The following is a 19,817-nucleotide window of genomic DNA, read 5'->3' as shown; positions in this document are numbered from 1 at the left end:
GGAGCTCCCGACCCAGCAGCGAATCGAGGGCGCGATGTCGAGCCGGATCACCTGCGAGGTGCGCACCACGGCACCGGTGGCGGTCGTCCGACTCGCTGGTGCGCTGCATCTGGGCACCATGCGCTCGGTGCACCGGGCGCTCAGCGACGCGCTCGTCGACCAGCCGGAGGCGTTGGTGGTCGACATGGCCGAGGTGAGCGTGGAGGACCGCCTCGCGCTGTCCGTCTTCGCCGCGACCGCGCGCCGCGCCGAGGAGTGGCCGGCCGTGCCGGTGGTGCTCTGCGCCCCGTCGCCGGTCGCCGCGCGCTGGCTGGCCGAGTCGACCACCTGCCGCGTGGTCCCGGTGACCGCGGACTGCGCGGAGGCCACCCGGATGGCGAGCGCCACGCTGCGGATGCGGGCCCGGTTGGAGCCGGTGGCCGAGGCGTGCCGGCGGGCCCGGGAGCTGGTCACCGACGCGTGCGCCCGGTGGAACCTGCCCGAGGCGGCCGGACCGGCCGCGTTGGTGCTGAGCGAGCTGGTCGGCAACGTGGTACGCCATGCCGGCACCCCGATGCAGGTGACGGTGACCCTGCGCCGGCCGTACCTGCACCTGGCGGTGGTGGACGGCAGCTGCGCGCAGGCGAAGCCGGGCGGGACGGACCTGCACGCCGAGGGTGGCCGGGGGCTGATGTTGGTCCGGGAACTGGCCCAGCGCTGGGGCAGCGTGCCGGCCGGTCAGGGCAAGGCTGTCTGGGCGATGCTGCCGGCAACCTGAGTGTTCGGGCGCTTGCGCCCGGTACCAGCGATCTGACCGAATTTACCGCTCTGGCCTGGTTACATGGTGCGAGGGTCGGGTAGGCACGCCCGTCCTTTCTGCCGTCACGACGGGGTGAGCAGCCATGCCCAAGCGGGTAACCACGGAACCCCGAGACCGGGGCCCGGCGATCCTGGCACCGGCCCGGTTCGGGGGGTTCCCGGGAGCGGTACGAGCACCGATCCCCGGCAACTCGTTGATCAAGTTCCTGGCCACGACCGACCACAAACAGATCGGCCTGCTGTACCTGCTGACCTCCTTCGGGTTCTTCGTGGTGGCCGGGCTGCAGGCGATGGTGATGCGCGCGGAGCTGGCCCGACCGGGGATGCAGTTCCTCTCCTCCGAGCAGTACAACCAGCTGTTCACCTCGCACGGCGCGGTGATGCTGCTGCTGTTCGCCACACCCGCGGCGTTCGGGTTCGCCAACTTCATCGTCCCGATCCAGATCGGCGCGCCGGACGTGTCGTTCCCCCGTCTCAACGCGCTCGCCTACTGGCTGTACCTGTTCGGCGGGCTCATGGTGATCGGTGGGTTCATCACCCCGGGGGGCTCGGCGGACTTCGGCTGGACCGCGTACAGCCCGCTCAGCGATGTGGACCACAGCCCCGGCGTGGGCGCGAACATGTGGGTGCTCGGCCTGGTCGTCTCCGGCCTGGGCACCATCCTCGGCGCGGTCAACCTGATCACCACGATCCTCACCCTGCGCGCACCCGGGATGACCATGTTCCGGATGCCGATCTTCACCTGGAACATGCTGTTCACCAGCGTTCTGGTGATCCTCGTCTTCCCGCTGCTGGCCGCCGCGCTGCTGGCGTTGTCGGCCGACCGGTTGCTCAACGCGCACGTGTACGACCCGGCGACCGGCGGGCCGATGCTCTGGCAACACCTGTTCTGGTTCTTCGGCCACCCCGAGGTGTACATCATCGCGTTGCCGTTCTTCGGCATCATCACCGAGATCATCCCGGTCTTCTCCCGCAAGCCGCTCTTCGGCTACACCGGGATCGTGCTGGCCACCGTCGCGATCACCGTGCTGTCCATGACGGTGTGGGCGCACCACATGTTCGCCACCGGTCAGGTGCTGCTGCCGTTCTTCAGCATCCTCAGCTATCTGATCGCGGTGCCGACCGGCGTGAAGTTCTTCAACTGGATCGGCACCATGTGGAAGGGGCAACTCACCTTCGAGACGCCGATGCTGTTCGCCATCGGCTTCCTGGTCACCTTCCTGCTCGGTGGCCTCACCGGGGTGCTGCTGGCCAGCCCGCCGGCCGACTGGCACACCCACGACAGCTACTTCGTGGTGGCGCACTTCCACTACGTGGTGTTCGGCACCGTGGTCTTCGCCCTGTTCGGCGGCTACTACTTCTGGTGGCCGAAGATGACCGGGCGACTGCTCGACGAGCGACTCGGCAAGGCGCACTTCTGGACGATGTTCATCGGCTTCCACGGCACCTTCCTGGTGCATCACTGGCTGGGCAGCGAGGGCATGCCGCGCCGCTACGCCGACTACCTGCCCACCGACGGCTTCACCACACTGAACACGATCTCCAGCATCTTCGCCTTCATCCTGGGGCTGTCCACCCTGTTCTTCATCTACAACGCCTGGAAGTCCTGGCGGTACGGGGCGGTGGTGACCGTGGACGACCCGTGGGGCTTCGGCAACTCGTTGGAGTGGGCCACCAGTTGCCCTCCCCCGCTGCGTAACTTCGACCGGATGCCGCGGATCCGGTCCGAGCGTCCCGCGTTCGACCTGAAGTACGGCCCGCTCGTCGCCGACCTAGGCCGGGACCTGCCGCAGCGCACCACGAAGCCGCCGCAGCAGTTCGCCGAGGAGTTGCGGTTGGAGCACCACGCCCCGGAGTCGCCGGCCGCCGAGGGCGCGCACGGCGCCCGCGAGGCCGCCGAGTTCCAGCCGGCGCCGCGCTCCGGCGCGCGCCCGGTGGACGTGCCGGAACCCGAGGGAATACGGCGTCCGAGCTTTGAGCAGAGCGACGCGCCCGAGGACAGCGAGGACGCGCCCAAGCCGCACGAGCGCTGGCGTCACCCGCACGGTGACGACAACCCCGAGAAACGCTGATCGGCGTACGCCGAGAGGGCCGACACCCGGCGGGTGTCGGCCCTCGTCGTTCGTGTTCCCGACCGCGGCGCTCCGGTCGAGGCCGGGCGGCTCGGTCCCTGCCGGCGGCTCAGTCCCTGCGCCGGCTTGATCCCTGCGGCGGCTCAGTCGCGGGCGGGGGCCAGGCCGGCGGCGGTGAGCGAGCGGCGTACCGCGGGCTGCACCCGGGTGAGCCGCAGCGGCACCCCGGTCCGCTCCGCGGCGTCCCGTCCGGCCATCAGGGCGGCGATCCCACCGGCGTCGAACCCACCCGCGCCGACCAGGTCGACGACCACCTCGCTGGGCTGGCCGGTGACGGCCTCCAGCATGGCCCGCCGCAGTTGGTCCGCGCCGTCGCGGTCGATCTCCCCGCCGACCTCGACCACCACCCGGTCGCCGTTCTGCTTGACCGAGATCCGGGTCTTGCCCGGGTCGGGTTCGGCCGCGCCGTTCTGCCACGGCGGCGGCGCGTCGGCGAGCATCCCCTGACGCAGCCAGGTGAGTGCGCGCGACAGCAACCGGGACACGTGCATCTGCGAAATGCCGAAGCGGGCGGCGATCTCCGCCTGGGTCTGGTTGCCGTAGAAGCGCATGGCCAGGATGCGCCGCTCCCGCCAGGGCAGTCGGTGCAGCAGACCGCTCACCGTGACCCGGTCGTCGACCGACTCCAGCGCGTTGTCCGATTCGCCGACCAGGTCACCGAACTCCGCCGAGCTCTCCCCGCCCACCGGGGCGTTGAGCGAGGCCGGGCTGTAGCCGGCCGCCGACTCCAGCGCGGCGAGGATCTCCTCCTCCGGGGTCTCCAGTCGGGCCGACAGCTCGGCCACCGACGGGGCCCGGGACAGCTCGCTGGTCAGCGCGGCCGTCGCCTGTCCCACCTCGAGGATCAGGTCCCGCAGCCGGCGGGGCACGTGCACGCCCCAGGTGCGGTCCCGGAAATGCCGTTTGATCTCGCCCACGATCGTGATCGCGGCGTACGCGGTGAACGACCCCCGTTCCGGGTCATACCGGTCGACGGCGTTGACCAGCCCCAGCCGGGCCACCTGCTCCAGGTCCTCCAGGGGCTCCCCACGACCGCGGTACCGGCGGGCCAGCCGCCCGGCGAAGGGCAACGCGAAGCGCACCAGGTCGTCGCGGGCCTCCCCCCGACGCTCGGGCGGCAGCCCTTCGATCCGGGCCGCGTACGCCAGTGCCGCCGCGTCGAGGTCCTCCAGACCCCGATCGGTGGGTGGTGGTGTGGTCGTGGTCGTACTCGTCTGTCCGAACATCCGCGCCTCCCTCAGGAAGGTCCCCCGCCCGGATCGGGAAACCGGTCGTGCGCGTGGTCGAGCCACGCACCGGGCCGGAAAAGTGGGTCAGTGACTGGGATGCCAGCGGGCGACAACGCGTCCACGCAGCGCAATCAGGCCGTCGCAGCCAGCGATGTTCCCGCTCCGTAGGTACTCAATCACGGGACCCCGGGTTCGCGAGGATGTTTCGGCGTGCTCCGTCTCAGGAGACCAACAACCCCTGGTGGCCGCCGCTGTCGCTGAGCACGGCGAGGGCTTCGTCGGCCCGCAGCGGGGGCGGGACGGGGAGGTCGTACGGCTGGGCACGCAGGACCTCGGTGGCCCGGCGGGTGGGCACGGACGTCACCGGGTAGCCGCGCGCGGTGGTCCGGTCCAACGCCCGACGCCGCTGCCCGAACCCGGCCACGGCCAGCCACTGCGGCAGCCCGGCCAGGGCTGGTGAACGCATCCCGGGAGGCTCGGGCAGCACGTCCACCGAGCTGAACGCCTCACTGCCGGCCAGCCACCACTCGGCCTCGTCGACGCTGCGGCGGGTGGCGTTCTCGCACCAGTACGGCACCAGCCCCGCCCGCATCACCTGCCACGGGTCGAGCAGGCGCCCGCATTCCACCACCAGCCGGTTACCGGTCTTTCCGGCGGCGCGCAGCCACCGCCGGTACAGGTCGGCGACGGCGGCGCTCAGTGCCGCCGGGCGGGGCACCAGCACCCGGCGCAGCGGGTGCTGGTGGCGTGTCGACCAGTCCCGCGCGGCCAGCTCGAAGCCCTCGTCGACGCCGTGCTCGGCGGTGCCGGACGACACGGTCACCTCCGGCGGCGCCCACCGGGTCGCGTCGCCGCCGACGGAGCGCAGCACCTGCCGCAGCGCGTGGCTGTCCGGGTGGAAGTCCACCGGGTCGAGCCCGCTGGCCGGGCAGCCGACCTGGAAGCTGTGCCCCGGACCTAATTCCCGGACCGGCCAGGTTCGCGCGTCGCGGACCAGCAGCACGGGGGCGCCGGGGAGTAGCCGGTCGGCCAGAAACCGCGTGTACGCGGCCGGCAGCGCCCTCCACGAGGCGGCCAGCGCGACGGTGGCCCCGGTCAGCGGGCCGCGGCTGGCCGGGCAGTGCACCTGCCGCAGGTGCAGGTCGGCGTTGCCGGCGAGCAGCCGGGTGGCCAGTGCCGCACCGTGGTCCAGTGCGTCCGCCGGGCGGTCCACCGCGCCGTCGGACCAGTGCACTGTCATCTCGAAGCTGGCCGGCAGCCAGGGCACGCCGAGAGCCACCGCCAGGTGCGCCAGGCCACCGTGCGGAGAGCCGATCAGCACCCCGGGGTAGCGCCGGCGGGGGTACTGGTCGACGAACCAGCGGGCGACCCGGGCAGCGTCCACCTCGTCTACCTGGGCGACGGTGAGCGCGACCCGTCCGGCGGCCCGGGTGACCGCGGCCCGGCGTACCGGTTCCGGAGCCCCGGGAAAGCGCGACGTGGGCCCGGTGTGCCCGAGGTCGGCGCAGTCCGCTCCGCGCAGCGCGCGGGCGGTGGCGGCGACCAGCACCCGGGCCGCGCTGCCCGCGGCCACGACCCGGTCGCCGGCCAGACCGGCGCCATCGGCCGTGAGCCCCTTGTGCACCTTGTGCACCGGCCCCACCTTGCCTCGTTCGCTCACCACGCGGCCCGGCTTCCCGTCCCGATGGGGTTCAAACGGGGCATCACCCACCCGGCGGCACATTCCGCTGGTCAGAGGGGTGCGCCGGTCATCAATGGCGTTCGGTCACTCGGGTTTCGGTGGGGCCAGGGCGGGCACTTCCGGGTCCATGGGCACCGACGACACCAGCGAGCCAGCCGCCGCCACGATCACCCCGTACGAGGACGGACCGTTGCTGGTCCGGGGCGACTTCGCGTTGGTCACCCCGGACGGCGAGCGGATCGACGCACGCCGGGGCACTGTGGCGCTGTGCCGTTGCGGCAAGTCGGCGCTCAAGCCGTTCTGCGACGGCACCCACAAGGCGATCCGGTTCCGGGCGGGCACCACCCGCGAGGGCTGACGACCCGACGACGCCCCATCACGCTCCGTGGGCGCGCTCCGGCAGGCCCGACCACCACGCCGCCCTCTTCTCTGCGCACGCCCTGCTCAGCGCAGGCTCGCCGTCCGGGCCCATCCCCCACCCTCGCCGCCTTTGCTCTGCACCCACCCAGGCACCAGGCACGGTCCGTAACCGTCGCCTCGGTGGGTGCAAAGCAAAGGACGAAGCGAGGGCCCTACGTCTGAGCGGGCGACGGCGCCACCCCACCGGCTTCCAGCGCGGCCAGCGCGCGGCCAGCGCGCGGCACCGCCGACAGCGCGCGGCAGCGCAGCCGGTGCACGGCCAGCGCGGCGGCGGCCCGGTCAGACGAGCGCGGTCGGGGCCGGCGGGGCGACCACGGCCGGTGGGGTCATCGGGGTCGACGCGACGAGGGAGACGGTCGGCGGCAAGGCCGGCGGAGCAGGTGGCCGCAGGGAACTGCGACCGGCGGCCCAACTGTCCAGCAGGTGCTCGGCGAACAACCGGTCCAGCGCGAGCCCGGCCGCCGCGCCGAACAGCACGTCGGGGGCGAGGGCCGGCTCGACGGCGACCAGGCCGCCGCACATGTCGTGGGCGGCGATCTGTTCGTGCACCGCGTCGGCCTCGACGTGTTCGTCGTAGAAGCGGGTGGCCACCTCGTCGAAGCCCAGCCGGCGCAGCCCGTTGCCGTAGCGACGGTTCGGCAGCGAGGAGGTCATCTCGAACGCGGCGAGGTGCCCCAGCAGCGCGCCGCGCAGTCGCCGGTGCAGGCCGAACAGCGACATCAGGTTGTTGGTGGCCAGGGTCACCGCCGGAACGGCGTCCAGGTGGGCGGCGTACCCGACGTCCAGCCCCAGCCGGCCGAGGGTGCTGCGGAACAGCTCGGCGTGCATCCGGTCCAGCCGGCCGTTGCCGTACTCGTCGGTCTGGATCTCCACGAGCGCGGCCTTGGCCGGGCCACCGAGGCGGGGCAGCGCCCAACTGTGCGGGTCCGCCTCGCGCAGGTGGTACACCGAGCGGTGTACGACGAACTCGCGGAACTGGGCGAGGTCGGCGCGTCGCTGGAGGTTGGCGGCCAGCGACGGTCCGTCGTCGGCCGCGACCACCTCGGCCAGGCCGGCGGCCACCCCGGCGGCGGGCACCACCGGCGTGCCGACCAGCCGGCGCAGCGCCGCCTCGAAGAGCCGTTCGCAGTGGACGCGCAGGGCGAGCAGCGTCGGCTGCCACTCCCACGACTCGTCGACACCGAACCAGCCCCGGTAGTGCAGCTCGTAGCAGAGGAACAGGGTCAGCTGTAGGTCCTCGTCGGTGATCGGGTCCGCCGGGTCGAGGTCGACGCCGAGACCGGTCGGCAGGTCGTGCGGCGGACGCCGCAGTGCCTCGACCACCGCCGCGGAGAGCGGGCCGCGCGGCCGCGGAAGGGTCGCGGGACCGAAGCGGCGGTCAGCGGACTCGGACATGGGACCTCCAGCGTCGTCGGGCCGCTTCTGATGCCCTGGCCAGGAGCGACTAAACGAAGTCCTCGGCGTTCACGGTGACCTCGACCTGCTCCCGGACCTTCCGGGCGGGAGCACCGTCGGCGTACAGACCCCGCAGGTCGGCGAACGCCGGCTCCGGCGGCGCCAACGACACCGCCGGGTCGACGACCGCCTCCAGTACGCAGGGACGGTCCGCCGCGAGGGCCTCGTCCCAGGCGGCGCCCACCAGTTCCGGGCGGTCCACCCGCACCCCGTGCAGCCCGAGCAGTCGGGCCCAACCGGCGTACGGGACGTCAGGGCGGCGACGGGTCGAATCCGACGGCGCCAACCCACCGCCCATGCCGCCCTGGTCCCGGTTGTTGAGCACCAGCACCACCAGGCGAGGGTCCCGCCACTGCTGCCAGTGGTTAGAGACGGTGATCAGCTCGGCGAGCCCGTTGAGCTGCATCGCCCCGTCGCCGACCAGCGCGACCACCGGCCGGTCGGGGGCGGCGAGCTTGGCGGCCACCGCGTACGGTAGGGCGCAGCCCATCGAGCCGAGCGTGCCGCACAGTTGGGCGTTCACCCCCGGTGGCAGGGTGAGGTGCCGGGCGTACCAGTAGAGGACCGAGCCGACGTCGACCGCGACGGCGCCGGTGCCCGGCATCCGGGCGGACAGCTCCTGGAGGACGAGTTGCGGGTTGACCGGGTCGGCGGGCGCGGCGACCCGCTCGGCGGCGACGTCCCGCCACCGGTCCACCGAGGCCTCCACCGTGGCCCGCCACCGCTGCTCGGGTTGGCCGCGCAGTCGGGTCAGCAGTGCCCGCAGGGTTTCGGCGGCGTCACCAACGAGCGGGACGTCGGCCGGGTAGCGGGCGCCGATCCGGCGACCGTCGATGTCGATCTGCACGGTTCGGGCCTGTTCCGGCATCGGGAAGTACTCGGTCCACGGGTCGTTGGTGCCGACCATCAGCAGCGTGTCGCAGCCGCCCATCAGTTCGGCCGCCGCCGGGGTGCCGACCTCGCCGAGGACACCGGTGTGGAACGGCAGTCGCTCGTCGAGCACCGGCTTGCCCAGCAGTGAGGTGGCCACGCCGGCACCGAGCCGATCGGCCACCTCGATGATCTCGGGGGCCGCGTCGCGACCACCCTGGCCGACCAGGATCGCCACGCGCTGGCCGCCGCCGAGCAGTTGGGCGGCGGCGTCGAGGTCCACGTCGTGCGGCAGCACCCGGGCCAGCGGCTCACCCGGGGTCGCCGAGACCACCCCGACGGCGGACGGCTGCAGGTCGGGCACCACGGCCTCCTGCAACTGCCGGGGCAACACCACACAGGTCGGGCTGCGGGTCGCCGCCGCCGTACGGAACGCCTGGTCCAGCAGCGCCGCCACGTCCTCCGGGCTGCGGCCGTACCGGACGAACTGGTTGCACACGTCCCCGAAGAGCCGGCTCAACCCGATCTCCTGGTGCGCGCCGCCGAGTGGCCCGGAGATGTCCTCCCCGACGATCGCGACCACCGGTTTACTGTCCAGCTTGGCGTCGTAGAGGCCGTTGAGCAGTTGGACGGCGCTGGGCCCCTGGGTGGCGAGGCAGACCCCGATGCCGCCGGTGAACTTGGCGTGCCCGGTGGCCATGAACGAGGCGGTCTCCTCGTGTCGCGCCGGGATGAACGCCGGTTCGCCGCCGGTGCTCTCCAACGCCTCGACCAACGGGGCGATCGCCGCCCCCGGGTAGCCGAAGGCGCGGGGTACCCGCCAGGCCAGGAGCCGTTCCACCACCACATCCGCGACGCGGCGCTCAGCCATTGCCGCGCCCCGGTGTGCTGGGGTCGACGTAGCGCAGCACCGCGCCGACGCCGTCGGTCAGCTCGGGCGCCTCGTCCGGGCCGAGCACGGTTAGCGCGGCATCGGTGCCGACGAGCGCCCGGACCAGCGCCGCGTCGGCGCGTACCCGTTGCGGGTCGTCCACCGACATGGCGGCGAGCTGGCCCGGGTCGACGGCGATCTCGGTGGGTTCCGCGCCGATCCACAGCTCGCCGTTGGCCGACGGGTCGTCCACGATGATCATCGTGTCCACCTGGTTGCGTTGCAGGGCCGAGACGACCGCGTCGAGACCGCCGCCCACGTCCTCCTGCACACCGAACTTGTCCAGCGTGGCGGCGATCCGCTGGTCGGCGACCTCCGCGATGGTCTGCACGGTCAGGTCGTCCAGCAGCGTCTGGTCGGCGCCGCCGGCGCGGGATCCGGCGTCGGTACGGACCACGAGGTCCTGCCAACGCTCCGGCATCTGCGCGGCGATCATGCCGGTGGCACGGACGTCACCGGCGACGACCACGACGTCCGCGCCGACCCGGTCGGCCAGGTCCGCGGTCGCGGCGGTGACGTCGCCGGCGTTCTGGTGCCAGGCCTCCATGGCAGCCCGTTGATACCGCGACTGGGACCAGCCGCCCGGCTTCGTCCGCCGTAGCGGGAACTCGTCGCGACCGGCGACGTGCGCCCGCCGGGGAACCCCGCCGGCGCTGACCGCCATGGCGTCGGCGCCCATCCGGTCGGCGATCACCCGCACCCAGGCCACCTGTTCGCCGCGCTGGGCGAGCAGCGGCATGACGTGTGGCAGCGGCGAGAAGCTGGCCAGGTCGCGCCGTGGCGGCGCGGACAGGTACTCGGAGAGCACCACCCGACCGTGACTGGCGAAGACCGCGAGGCCGTAGTCCCCGACCATCGGGTCGTGCCCACGGATCACCCGGTCCAGCGCGGCGATGCTCGCCTCGTCGGCCCCCTGGTCGGTCAGTTGACTCTGCAAGGCGCGCCAGCGCAGGTCCAACGCGGGATGGGCGTCCTCCGTGTCAGCGGAGGCGTCCAGGTACACCGAGCACCACGGCCCGGGACGGTCGTAGAGCGGGCGCAGGAAGGACAGCTGCATGCTCGACCCCTTTCCAGCTCGGCCCCCCGCTTACCCCTGTCGCCCGGGATGTCACCTCGCTGCCGTGAGCCCGTGACCAGGTTTCATTCACGTCGTTCAACCGAGGACGTCGATACGATCTGTGAACACAAGCGGACTCTCGGTGGTGGAAATGGACAGCGGACTCGATACCCGGCGCATCGTGCACCCGACGGAGCAAATCGTCACGGGGCGGCTGATCCGCCTGATGGACGGCTACACCCGCGAGGTACGCATCGGGCAGCCGGTGTTGGTGGCGGTGCTGGCGGCGGCGGCGATCGCCAGCCTGCCCGCCCTGCTGCTGCGCTCGCTCTTTTCGTTCGGCGGTGGCGGTGCCCGTCGCCGCTGGAAGCAGTTGAAGCAGGGCCCCGAATATCTGGTCACCCCGGTGCGACTGCGCAACACCGCCGGTCAGCTCTGCGAGGTGGAGCTGCACGGTCACCTGCCGCAGAGCGCGTTGCACCCGGCGGACCAGGTGCAACTCACGCTGCGTCCGCAACGGGACCCGGAGCTGCCGCCCCGGATCGAGCGGATCGTCAACCTGACCACCGGGCAACTGCTGACCCCGCGTACCGCGACGCTCTGGTCGCACCTCGGGCCGCCGTTGCTGCTGCAGGCTTTCCTGGGTGGGCTGTTGCTGGCCGGCGTCGTGGCCTGTTCCGCGCTGACCTGACCGTCCCGGACCGGATCAGACCTGAAGGATCAGCCCGGTCAGCCGACCGGCGCGGGCTCGCGGGCGGGCTGGCGGTCGACGCCGAGCATGCCCCGGCGGCGGGCCCAGCGCTCGAAGATCAGAGTGGCGAACGGCGGGACCGCACTGGCGAGGGCCACCGCCGTGGCCAGGAGGCTCCACCGGTGCAGCCGGGCCACGGCGAGCACCAGCAGGACGTACGCGACGAACAGGCCGCCGTGGATCGGCCCGAAGATCTTGACGCCCAGCTCGTTCTCCGGCGGGCCGTACTTGACCAGCATGCCGACCAGCAGAGCCAGCCAGGAGCAGGCCTCGGCGATCGCCGCCGCGACGAACAGCCGGGTCACCTTCTCGCGCATCCGCACGCCACCACCTCTCGGAGCCGCAATGCTATCGGGACGTGCTGACTGGGCTAGCAAGGCGTGCGGCTGGGTAGGAGAGGACCATCGGGTCTTCCCCCGCCCGCCGATGACGTGCGAGGTTAGGGGTGGCCAGCGGTGACAGGGTGGTGACCATGGGCGAGGACGTCGGCGTACGAACCTTCAGTCGAGAAGATCGGGCCCGCTATCGCGACAAGGTCCGCCGCTGTCTGGATGTCTTCGCGGAGATGCTGCGCGAGTCGCGCTTCGACGTCGACCGGCCGATGACCGGCGTGGAGATCGAGCTGAATCTCGTCGACGAGTCGTCGAACCCGACGATGCGCAACGCCGACGTGTTGGCGGCCATCGCCGACCCGAGCTTCCAGACCGAGCTGGGCCAGTTCAACGTGGAGATCAACGTGCCGCCGCGCCGGCTGACCGGCGCCGGCACCGCCGACTTCGAGGAGTACGTGCGGGCCAGCCTCAACGCCGCCGAGGTGAAGGCGCGGACGATCGGCGCGCACATGGTCATGATCGGTATCCTGCCGACGTTGCGTCCCGAGCACCTGACCGCCGAGACGCTCTCGGCCAACCCTCGTTACAAGCTGCTCAACGAGCAGATCTTCGCGGCTCGCGGTGAGGATCTGCCGATCGCCATCAGCGGCGTGGAACGGTTGGCGGTCACCGCCGACACGATCACCCCGGAGGCGGCCTGCACCAGCACCCAGTTCCACCTTCAGGTCAGCCCGCCCCAGTTCGCCGACTACTGGAACGCCGCCCAGGCGGTCGCCGGCATCCAGGTCGCGGTGGGCGCGAACTCGCCGCTGTTCTTCGGCCGGGAGCTGTGGCGCGAAACCCGCATCCCGCTGTTCCAGCAGGCCACCGACACCCGGTCGGAAGAGATCAAAGCCCAGGGGGTACGCCCCAGAGTCTGGTTCGGTGAACGCTGGATCACCAGCGTGTTCGACCTGTTCGAGGAGAACGTGCGGTACTTTCCGGCGTTGTTGCCGGTCTGCGACCCGGAGGATCCGGCGCAGGCCCTGGCGGCCGGTGAGGTGCCCAACCTCAACGAGTTGCGCCTGCACAACGGCACCGTCTACCGGTGGAACCGCCCGGTGTACGACGTGTCGCGCGGCCGGCCCCACCTGCGGGTAGAGAACAGGGTGCTGCCGGCCGGTCCGACGGTGGTGGACACCGTCGCCAACGGGGCGTTCTACTTCGGTCTGGTCCGGGCCCTGGCCGAGGCGGACCGGCCACTGTGGTCACAGATGTCGTTCAGCGCCGCCGAGGAGAACTTCACCAACTGCGCCCGGCACGGCATCGACGCGCAGGTGTTCTGGCCCGGCCTCGGTTACCTTCCGGTGAGTGAGCTGGTGCTGCGCCGGTTGCTGCCGCTGGCGCATCACGGGCTGGACCGGTGGGGGCTCGACCCGGCGGAGCGTGACCGGTTGCTCGGCATCATCGAGCAGCGCTGCCTGACCGGCCGCAACGGCGCGAGCTGGCAGGTGGAGACGCTGCACCGCCTGGAGTCCGCCGACCACCTGGACCGGCCGGAGGCGTTGCGTGAGGTGGTCCGTCACTACGTGGACCTGATGCACAGCAACCGCCCCGTGCACGAGTGGCCCATCCCCTGAGGCGTTGACGGCAGGCCGGCGACCACGTCGGCGCCGGTCCGCCCACGCCGTTCACCGCCCCCCGGGCGATCGATGCTTGTCGTACCCTGATGCGGCGCGGACATCGACGCCGATGAGGGGACCGCCTGTGAGCACATCCGGAAGTGACCGCATCCCGGCCCCGAGGTCCGCGGGCCGTTCCCTCTCCCGGCGGCATCTGCTGGGTGTCGGGGCGGCGGCCGCCAGCGGCACGTTACTGGTCGGCACGGCCACGGCGGCGCAGGCCGCGCCGGGCGGTCCCCGGCGGGTGCTACGCGCCCCGGTGCTGGTTCCCGGTGACCGGGTGCGGGTCGTCTCGCCCGGCCGGACCCCCGATCCCACGCTCATGGGTCGCGGCATCGAGATCCTGCGGAGCTGGGGCTTGGAGGTCGAGCTGGGCGAGCATGTCTACGCGAGGTACGGCTACCTGGCCGGCACCGACGCGCAGCGGCTGGCCGACCTGAACGCCGCGCTCAACGACCCGGGTGTACGAGCGGTCTTCGCTGCCCGGGGCGGTTACGGCACCCAGCGGATCGTGGACCAGATCGACGTCGCCGGTCTACGCCGGGATCCCCGGGTGGTCGTCGGCTTCAGCGACATCACCAGCATCCAGGGCAAGCTCTGGCGGGAGGCCGGTCTGGTCACCTTCTACGGCCCGATGGTCAACTGGAACGACGCCCGCACCGGTCCCGAGTCCGCGGAGGCGTTGCGCAGGGCGGTGATGACCACCGCACCCGTTACGATCACCAGGGACCCGGCCGAAACGGCCGCCCCCGTGGTGGTGCCGGGTCGAGCGTCGGGCCCCTTGCTGGGCGGCTGCCTGACGTTGCTGTCCACCTCGTTCGGCGCCGGGGACGTCCCGACGTTCGACGGCGCGATCCTGTTCTTCGAGGACGTGGACGAGGCGCCGTACAGCATCGACCGGATGCTGACCGAGTTGCGCCGGGTGGGTGCGCTGTCCCGGGTCGCCGGGGTGGCCGTCGGTCAGATCACCAACAGCGTCGGCGGTGCGGGCGAGTGGGACGCGGCGTCGGTGCTCAAGGATCGCCTGTACGACCTGGGTGTGCCGGTCCTGGGCGGGCTGCGGCTGGGGCACGGCAACGGGCAGCTCACCGTGCCGCTCGGCGCGCGGGCCACGATCGACGCCGAGGCGGGGACCCTGACCGTGGAGGCCGGGGTCCGCGCCCGCTGACCACGTGGCCCGCGTGAGCGCGCGGGCCTCGACGCCTCGGTGCTCAGCCGCGTGGGGCGGGCACGCCGAAGAGATCGGTGATGCCGCCGGGCAGTTGGGCGAGCAGGTCGTTGCGCTCGTCGTCGTTGAGCGCCTCGGCGACGGTGCGAAGCACCGCCTGGGCGTGTTCGCGCACCTGGTCCGCGTTCTGGACCTGTTCGCGGTCACCGACGTGCTTCAGGAAGTCGCCGACGTCCCACCGGCGGCCCTGCGGGTTGCGGGTGACGGACCCGTTGAGCCGCTCCGGCAGTTGCGCCGCCAGGTTGTCGGCCTCCTGGCCGGCGAGCCGTTCCCCGAGCACCGACAGGACGGCCTGCACGGACCGGACGGCCTCGTTCTCCCCGAGACCGGCGCGCTGCCGGACCGTGGCGATCATCTGCTCGTACTCCATGACGCGCTCCCTCCCCTCGACCGCCGACCGGCCGGTCAGCGGGCGAACAGGGCGAGTTCCCCGGGGCCCGGGGCACAAACGGGGTCCCCAACGACCCGGACGCTGCGTCACATAACGGGCGAGGGCTGGGCGAGCGCCGCGGGCGGCGGGTCGTCGCGCAGTCGGCTGTAGAGGTAGCCGTCGCGCCACTGACCGGCCCGGAACTCGCAGGCCCGGATGACGCCTTCGAGCTGGAAGCCGGCCTTTTCCAGCGACCGCTGCTCGGCCACGTTCTCGGGGTGGGTGCCGGCCTGGATGCGCTGCGCCGGGCTGTGCTGGAAGAGGTAGTCGCAGAGCAGCGCCTGCGCCCGCCAGCCGATGCCCCGACCCCGCCACGGTGGCAGCAGGACGATGCCGATCTCCCAGTACGACGCCCGCCCGGAGTACCGCCCAGCGGTGAAGCTGACGATGCCCACGGCGGCCCGTTCCTGTTCGACCTCCACGACGAGGCGTCCGTCGTCCTCGCCGAGGTAGCCGTCCACGGCGAACCGCCTGGCCGGCGCGCCGGCGTCGCGGAAGCCGGCCCAGTCCAGGCCGATCAGGCCCGGCTCGGTGCAGAACCGCCGGAACATCCCCAGGTCGGGCTCGGTAACCGGCCGCAGCCGGACGGTGATGTCGACCGGGACCGGCACCGCCGTGCCACCACTGTCCATGGCGACACGCTAGCCGCCGCGCGGCGGGAGACGCGCCGGAGTGCGCGGCGGGCCGGGCGACCTAGGGTGGTGGTCGGCCCTTTTTGGACCTGAATCGTCTGTGACATCGGCCCACTCGGGCTGAATCGTTTACGGCATCGGCTCCAAGGCAGCGCGCGATGCACTCCCCGGCCGCCCGGTCAGACCTTGAGCAGCACCTTCGTGCAGTCGTCCTGCTTCTTCTGAAAGATCTTGTAGCCCTTCGGGGCGTCGCGCAGCGGCATCCGGTGGCTGACGATGAAGCTCGGGTCGATCTCGCCGCGCTGGATGCGTTCCAGTAGCGGCCGGGTGTAACGCTGGACGTGGCACTGACCGGTCCGCATGATCAGGGACCGGTTCATGAACGCGCCCATCGGGAACTTGTCGACGAAACCGCCGTACGCGCCGACGACCGACACCACTCCACCCGAGCGGCAGGCCAGGATCGCCTGGCGCAGGGCGAACGGGCGTTCCGTCTCGACGCGCGCGGCCTGCTTCGCCCGGTCGTACGCGTACATCGCGGCGTTGCCGTGGTGTCCTTCCAGGCCGACCGCGTCGATGCACGCGTCAGGCCCCCGACCGGCGGTCATCTCGTTGAGGGTGTCCAACACGTCGGACTCCTCGTAGTTGATGGTCTCGGCACCGATGTGCTCGTCGGCCAGCCGCAGCCGGTAGGGGTAGCGGTCGATGATGATCACCCGCTCGGCGCCGAGCAGTCGGGCGCTGGCCGCGGCGAACAGCCCGACCGGTCCGGCGCCCCAGACCGCGACGACCTGACCGGGTTTGATGTCGCACATCTCGGCGCCCATGTAACCGGTCGGGAACACGTCGGCGAGCATGACCGCCTGGTCGTCGGTGACCTCGTCGGGCACCTTGAGCGGGCCGACGTCGGCGAACGGCACCCGGGCGTACTCGGCCTGACCGCCGGCGTAGCCGCCGAGCAGGTGGGAGTAGCCGAAGATGCCGGCGGGCGAATGCCCCATGATCTTCTCGGCGATGCCGGCGTTGGGGTTGGAGTTCTCGCACACCGAGTAGAGGCCGCGCTGACAGGACGAGCAGTGCCCGCAGGCGATCGGGAAGGGCACCACCACCCGGTCGCCCGGCTTGAGGTTGCGGACCTGCGGGCCCACCTCGACCACCTCGCCCATGAACTCGTGACCGAGGATGTCGCCCTTGCGCATGGCGGGGATGTAGCCGTGGTAGAGGTGCAGGTCGGAGCCGCAGATCGCGGTGGTGGTGATCCGCACTATCGCGTCCCGGGCGTTCATGATCGTGGGGTCGGGCACGTCGATCACCTTGACGCTGTCGGTGCCCATCCAGGCGGTGGCCTTCATTCTCGGTCCCTTTCGAAAGCGTGGGCGGATCAACGGCGGGACGCCGCGCGGCGGATCAACGGCGGGACGCCGGCAGCGGCTGGGCGGGGCGCTGTGCGGCCTGTTGGCGTACGGAGATGCCGTTGGGGCTGCTCTCGGAGCGGACCACCTCGCCGGTCTCCAGCACCTGCTTGAACCGGCGCAGGTCGTCACGGACCTGCTGCTCGGATTCCTCGCCGAAGAGCTTCGCCACCGCTCGGCCGAGCGCTCCGGCGGGTGGCGCGTAGCGCAGCTCGACCCGGACCTCGGTGCCCCGGTCACCGGGCGCGGGCACGAATCGCACCCGACCGGCGTTGGGCACGCCGGTACCCGGCAACGATCGCCAGGTGATCGACTTGTTCGGTTGGTCGTCGATGATCTCGGCGTCCCACTCGACGTGTCGACCCGCCGGGCCTCGGGCGACCCAGTGCGAGCGGCGCAGGTCGTCGGCGCGTACCGACTCGAGGTGCGCCATGAACCGGGGCAGGTTCTCCATGTCGCGCCAGAACCGGTATGCCTCGGCGGGCGAGCGGTTGACCGTCACGGCGATCTCCATCCGGATCACCCGGGCGCGAGCCCGGCGGGCCCGGCCGATGCGTACGGCGGAGAGCACGTCGACGGCGGTGATGCCGGCGACCGCGACGGTGGTCAGCGCGACCCGGCGGCGACGCTCGCCGCCCCGGTCGGCGAGGGCACGCCCGAGCAGTGTCAGGTCCATGGCGTCGCCGGCCACCCGGCTCCACGCCCAGTTCGCGGGGCGACGGCCGCTGATCAGGCCGGCGGCGCTGCCCAGCTCACGCAGGCCGATCGCCGGGAGCACGGCCCGCGCGGCCGGAGAGTCGTCCACCCCGGTCAGTCGCGCGAGCGGGCCGGGCGCGACCAGGGCGCCCACGCCCAGGGCCAGGCTCAGCAGGCCGAGAGCGCTCGGCAGCGTCGCCGGCACCGGCCCGTCCAACTCCGGCAGGAGCACAGTCTCGACACGACTCATGTCCGTTTCCTCCGGTGCACGTCACCACCGGTCCGCCGCGGAGCGCGATGGACCTGCCCCGTGACGCTATGCGGTACTCGTGACCCGTGCGCCCGATTCGCACACAGAGCCCCTTGTGCACGGCCCGCACTGTTTGCCGGCCTCCCATCGTCGGCATAGCGACATTGACCGATTTGGATCAGCCACGGAACGTTAGCGTCGGCTCACCCCATCGGAAGGGACAACGCCCATGAGTCGCGCACTCCTGCGCCACCTGACCGCCACCGTCGCCGTCGCACTACTCGTCCTGGAGGCCGCCGCGCCGGCTGCCGCCCGTACCCCCGGGGCCGAACCGCCCGCACCCGGCCAGGTCCGCACTGTGGTGCGTGACGCTGCCACCGGCGCGCCGGTCCCCCGGGCCTGCGCCGCGCTCGTCCCGGTGGACGCCGCCGCGCTGTCGGCGGTCACCATCGGACAGGACCAACTCGGCCGGTACGGGGGCTGCTCCGACGAGCAGGGCGTACTGCTGACCGGCGACGTGGCCCCGGGAAAGTACCGGCTTCTGATGCGCCCCTACGACACGACGGTCCACGGCTGGCAGTGGGTGGGCCAGCACGGCGGCACCGGTGAACGTGAGCGGGCACAGGTGGTCCACGTCCGGGCCGGCACGGTGACCACTGCGCCGGCCGTCCGGCTCGACCCGCCGGGCACCGTCGTCGGCGTGGTGACCGATGCCGCCACCGGCGCACCGGTCCCCCGCGCGTTGGTGATGGTGGTGCCGTACGTGCCGGACCCGAAGTACGGCGACCACGGCCCCATGACCGACGAGGACGGCCGTTACACGATCACCGGCCTCGGGCCGTACCGCTGGCCGGTGCAGTTCGCCGCGAACGGGTTCGCGACCGTGTGGTCCGGTGGGGTGGGCAACCGGGAGCAGGCGCGGACGGTGCGGGTCCGCGCCCAGCAGGCGGCGACCCTGGACCAGGCGCTACCCGCCGGGACACCGCTGGGCGGGGCGGTACGCGTCGACGAGCTGCTCACCTACGCCCAGGTGCTCGCGTTCGACGCGGCGACCGGTGACCTGGCCGGCGTGGCGGACGTGGGCGACAGTTACGGCCTGCGTCTGCTCCCCGGTCAGCGGGTGAAGCTGCGCTGCGACTGCTCGTACGCCCAGCCGGTGTGGCACCGCGACGCCGCCGGCTTCGACGCCGCGACCCCGGTGCGGATCCGGCGTGCGCCGAGTGTCGTGAACTTCGACCTGAGGTAACCCGGCGGCCTACAGCACCCACCGGATCACGGTGACCAGACCGACGACGGTCAGTGCCACCAGGACCACGCCGACCACCGCGGCGACCAGGCAGCCCAGCTCGTCGCGCCACGAGCTGGGCTCGCCGGGCCGCGGGCCGACATCCGTCCAGATGACGCCGGCGCCCCCCTGTTCGACCTGCTCGACCAGCCGGGCGAGCCGCCCGCTCGCCACCGGCCCCAGCGTGCCGCTGGGATCGGCGGTCACCCTCAACACCCGCAGGCGCTGCCAGGCGTTCGGGTAGGACCGCTCGAACGCGGCGACCTCCGCGGCGCTGGCGTCCTCGGTGAGGAAACCCCACCGGCCGGCCTCGGCCACGTTGCCCACCTGCCGGTACAGCGCGGCCCGCCGGGCGCGCAGCTCCAGGTCGTCGGGGTACGCGGCGGTGAGGCTGGCCAGCCGTTGCATCGCGGGGTGGACGTGCCCTCGCCGTAGGTCGGCCTCGACCTTCGCCAGCACGTGTTCCTTCGACATGGCGGCCATTCTGAGCGGTATTCCGGCCGCACCGACAGCCGATTTCGCTGCCTCCGATTCGGGCCGATGCTGATCGTTCGGCTAAAATGATCA

Annotated in this window: 18 protein-coding genes; 7 read left to right on the top strand and 11 right to left on the bottom strand. The window is 72.1% G+C overall.

All coding sequences use genetic code 11. The features are described 5' to 3' along the window. The first annotated feature begins 34 nt into the window (after nt 1–34). Together O7631_RS21335 and ctaD are read left to right on the top strand one after the other, a co-directional pair. The gene (locus O7631_RS21335) at nt 35–757 is read left to right on the top strand and encodes an ATP-binding protein (protein WP_278145857.1); all 723 of its coding nucleotides are present in this window, start codon (nt 35–37) and stop codon (nt 755–757) included. A gap of 124 nt (nt 758–881) precedes the next feature. After that, nucleotides 882–2,870, top strand: a complete 1,989-nt coding sequence (gene ctaD, locus O7631_RS21330) for a cytochrome c oxidase subunit I (protein ID WP_278145856.1) — start codon at nt 882–884, stop codon at nt 2,868–2,870. A gap of 143 nt (nt 2,871–3,013) precedes the next feature. Here the strand turns inward: ctaD and O7631_RS21325 are convergent, their stop codons facing one another. Both O7631_RS21325 and O7631_RS21320 read right to left on the bottom strand, forming a co-directional pair. Next, on the bottom strand, nt 3,014–4,156 hold the full coding sequence (locus tag O7631_RS21325) for a SigB/SigF/SigG family RNA polymerase sigma factor (RefSeq protein WP_278145855.1): 1,143 nt from the start codon (nt 4,154–4,156) through the stop codon (nt 3,014–3,016). Nucleotides 4,157–4,379: 223 nt separating this feature from the next. After that, on the bottom strand, nt 4,380–5,822 hold the full coding sequence (locus tag O7631_RS21320) for a hypothetical protein (RefSeq protein ID WP_278145854.1): 1,443 nt from the start codon (nt 5,820–5,822) through the stop codon (nt 4,380–4,382). 145 nt (nt 5,823–5,967) lie between these two features. On the opposite strand from O7631_RS21320, the gene O7631_RS21315 reads away from it, so the two are divergent. After that, on the top strand, nt 5,968–6,198 hold the full coding sequence (locus O7631_RS21315; protein ID WP_269678687.1) for a CDGSH iron-sulfur domain-containing protein: 231 nt from the start codon (nt 5,968–5,970) through the stop codon (nt 6,196–6,198). Nucleotides 6,199–6,539: 341 nt separating this feature from the next. Here O7631_RS21315 and O7631_RS21310 read toward each other — a convergent pair whose 3' ends face one another. The 3 genes from O7631_RS21310 to O7631_RS21300 are packed head-to-tail and all read right to left on the bottom strand — an operon-like array spanning nt 6,540 to nt 10,573. Continuing rightward, nucleotides 6,540–7,655, bottom strand: a complete 1,116-nt coding sequence (locus tag O7631_RS21310; protein ID WP_278145853.1) for an iron-containing redox enzyme family protein — start codon at nt 7,653–7,655, stop codon at nt 6,540–6,542. A gap of 49 nt (nt 7,656–7,704) precedes the next feature. Continuing rightward, a complete protein-coding gene (locus O7631_RS21305) occupies nt 7,705–9,456 on the bottom strand; it encodes a thiamine pyrophosphate-binding protein (protein WP_278145852.1) in 1,752 nt (583 codons plus the stop codon). Next, nucleotides 9,449–10,573 (bottom strand): Vms1/Ankzf1 family peptidyl-tRNA hydrolase, encoded by a 1,125-nt coding sequence (locus O7631_RS21300; RefSeq protein ID WP_278145851.1) that lies wholly within the window; start codon nt 10,571–10,573, stop codon nt 9,449–9,451. Before O7631_RS21300 ends, O7631_RS21305 begins: the two co-directional genes overlap by 8 nt. 142 nt (nt 10,574–10,715) lie before the next feature. Between O7631_RS21300 and O7631_RS21295 the strand changes: the two genes are divergently transcribed. Beyond that, nucleotides 10,716–11,264, top strand: coding sequence for a hypothetical protein (locus O7631_RS21295; protein WP_278147985.1), 549 nt, complete (start codon nt 10,716–10,718; stop codon nt 11,262–11,264). Nucleotides 11,265–11,302: 38 nt separating this feature from the next. Here the strand turns inward: O7631_RS21295 and O7631_RS21290 are convergent, their stop codons facing one another. Continuing rightward, on the bottom strand, nt 11,303–11,641 hold the full coding sequence (locus O7631_RS21290) for a DUF3817 domain-containing protein (RefSeq protein ID WP_278147984.1): 339 nt from the start codon (nt 11,639–11,641) through the stop codon (nt 11,303–11,305). A gap of 155 nt (nt 11,642–11,796) precedes the next feature. Here O7631_RS21290 and O7631_RS21285 point away from each other — a divergent pair, with 155 nt between their 5' ends. Then, the gene (locus O7631_RS21285; RefSeq protein ID WP_278145850.1) at nt 11,797–13,275 is read left to right on the top strand and encodes a glutamate--cysteine ligase; all 1,479 of its coding nucleotides are present in this window, start codon (nt 11,797–11,799) and stop codon (nt 13,273–13,275) included. Nucleotides 13,276–13,561: 286 nt separating this feature from the next. Then, nucleotides 13,562–14,485, top strand: coding sequence for an LD-carboxypeptidase (locus tag O7631_RS21280; protein ID WP_278147983.1), 924 nt, complete (start codon nt 13,562–13,564; stop codon nt 14,483–14,485). 43 nt (nt 14,486–14,528) lie between these two features. Here O7631_RS21280 and O7631_RS21275 read toward each other — a convergent pair whose 3' ends face one another. The 4 genes from O7631_RS21275 to O7631_RS21260 all read right to left on the bottom strand — a co-directional run bounded on the left by O7631_RS21275 (nt 14,529) and on the right by O7631_RS21260 (nt 17,965). Beyond that, nucleotides 14,529–14,915 carry a DUF2267 domain-containing protein gene (locus O7631_RS21275; protein WP_278145849.1) on the bottom strand — a complete coding sequence of 129 codons (387 nt, stop codon included), beginning with the start codon at nt 14,913–14,915 and terminating at the stop codon, nt 14,529–14,531. Between the two features lie 107 nt (nt 14,916–15,022). Next, on the bottom strand, nt 15,023–15,607 hold the full coding sequence (locus O7631_RS21270; RefSeq protein WP_278145848.1) for a GNAT family protein: 585 nt from the start codon (nt 15,605–15,607) through the stop codon (nt 15,023–15,025). A 179-nt stretch (nt 15,608–15,786) separates the two neighbouring features. Then, nucleotides 15,787–16,959 (bottom strand): zinc-dependent alcohol dehydrogenase, encoded by a 1,173-nt coding sequence (locus O7631_RS21265; RefSeq protein WP_278145847.1) that lies wholly within the window; start codon nt 16,957–16,959, stop codon nt 15,787–15,789. 55 nt (nt 16,960–17,014) lie between these two features. Further along, a complete protein-coding gene (locus O7631_RS21260) occupies nt 17,015–17,965 on the bottom strand; it encodes an SRPBCC family protein (protein WP_278145846.1) in 951 nt (316 codons plus the stop codon). Between the two features lie 229 nt (nt 17,966–18,194). Between O7631_RS21260 and O7631_RS21255 the strand changes: the two genes are divergently transcribed. Continuing rightward, entirely contained in the window at nt 18,195–19,211 is a 1,017-nt protein-coding gene (locus O7631_RS21255; protein ID WP_278145845.1) for a carboxypeptidase regulatory-like domain-containing protein, read from the top strand. A 9-nt stretch (nt 19,212–19,220) separates the two neighbouring features. Here the strand turns inward: O7631_RS21255 and O7631_RS21250 are convergent, their stop codons facing one another. Continuing rightward, nucleotides 19,221–19,724: a DUF6584 family protein gene (locus O7631_RS21250; RefSeq protein WP_278145844.1), complete on the bottom strand. Its 504-nt coding sequence runs from the start codon at nt 19,722–19,724 to the stop codon at nt 19,221–19,223. Nucleotides 19,725–19,817 lie beyond the last annotated feature (93 nt).

The organism is Micromonospora sp. WMMD967, from assembly GCF_029626165.1.
Lineage (GTDB): Bacteria > Actinomycetota > Actinomycetes > Mycobacteriales > Micromonosporaceae > Micromonospora > Micromonospora taraxaci.
The sequence above is the reverse complement of the archived record's forward strand: the minus strand, read 5'-3'. Positions and strand labels throughout refer to the sequence as shown.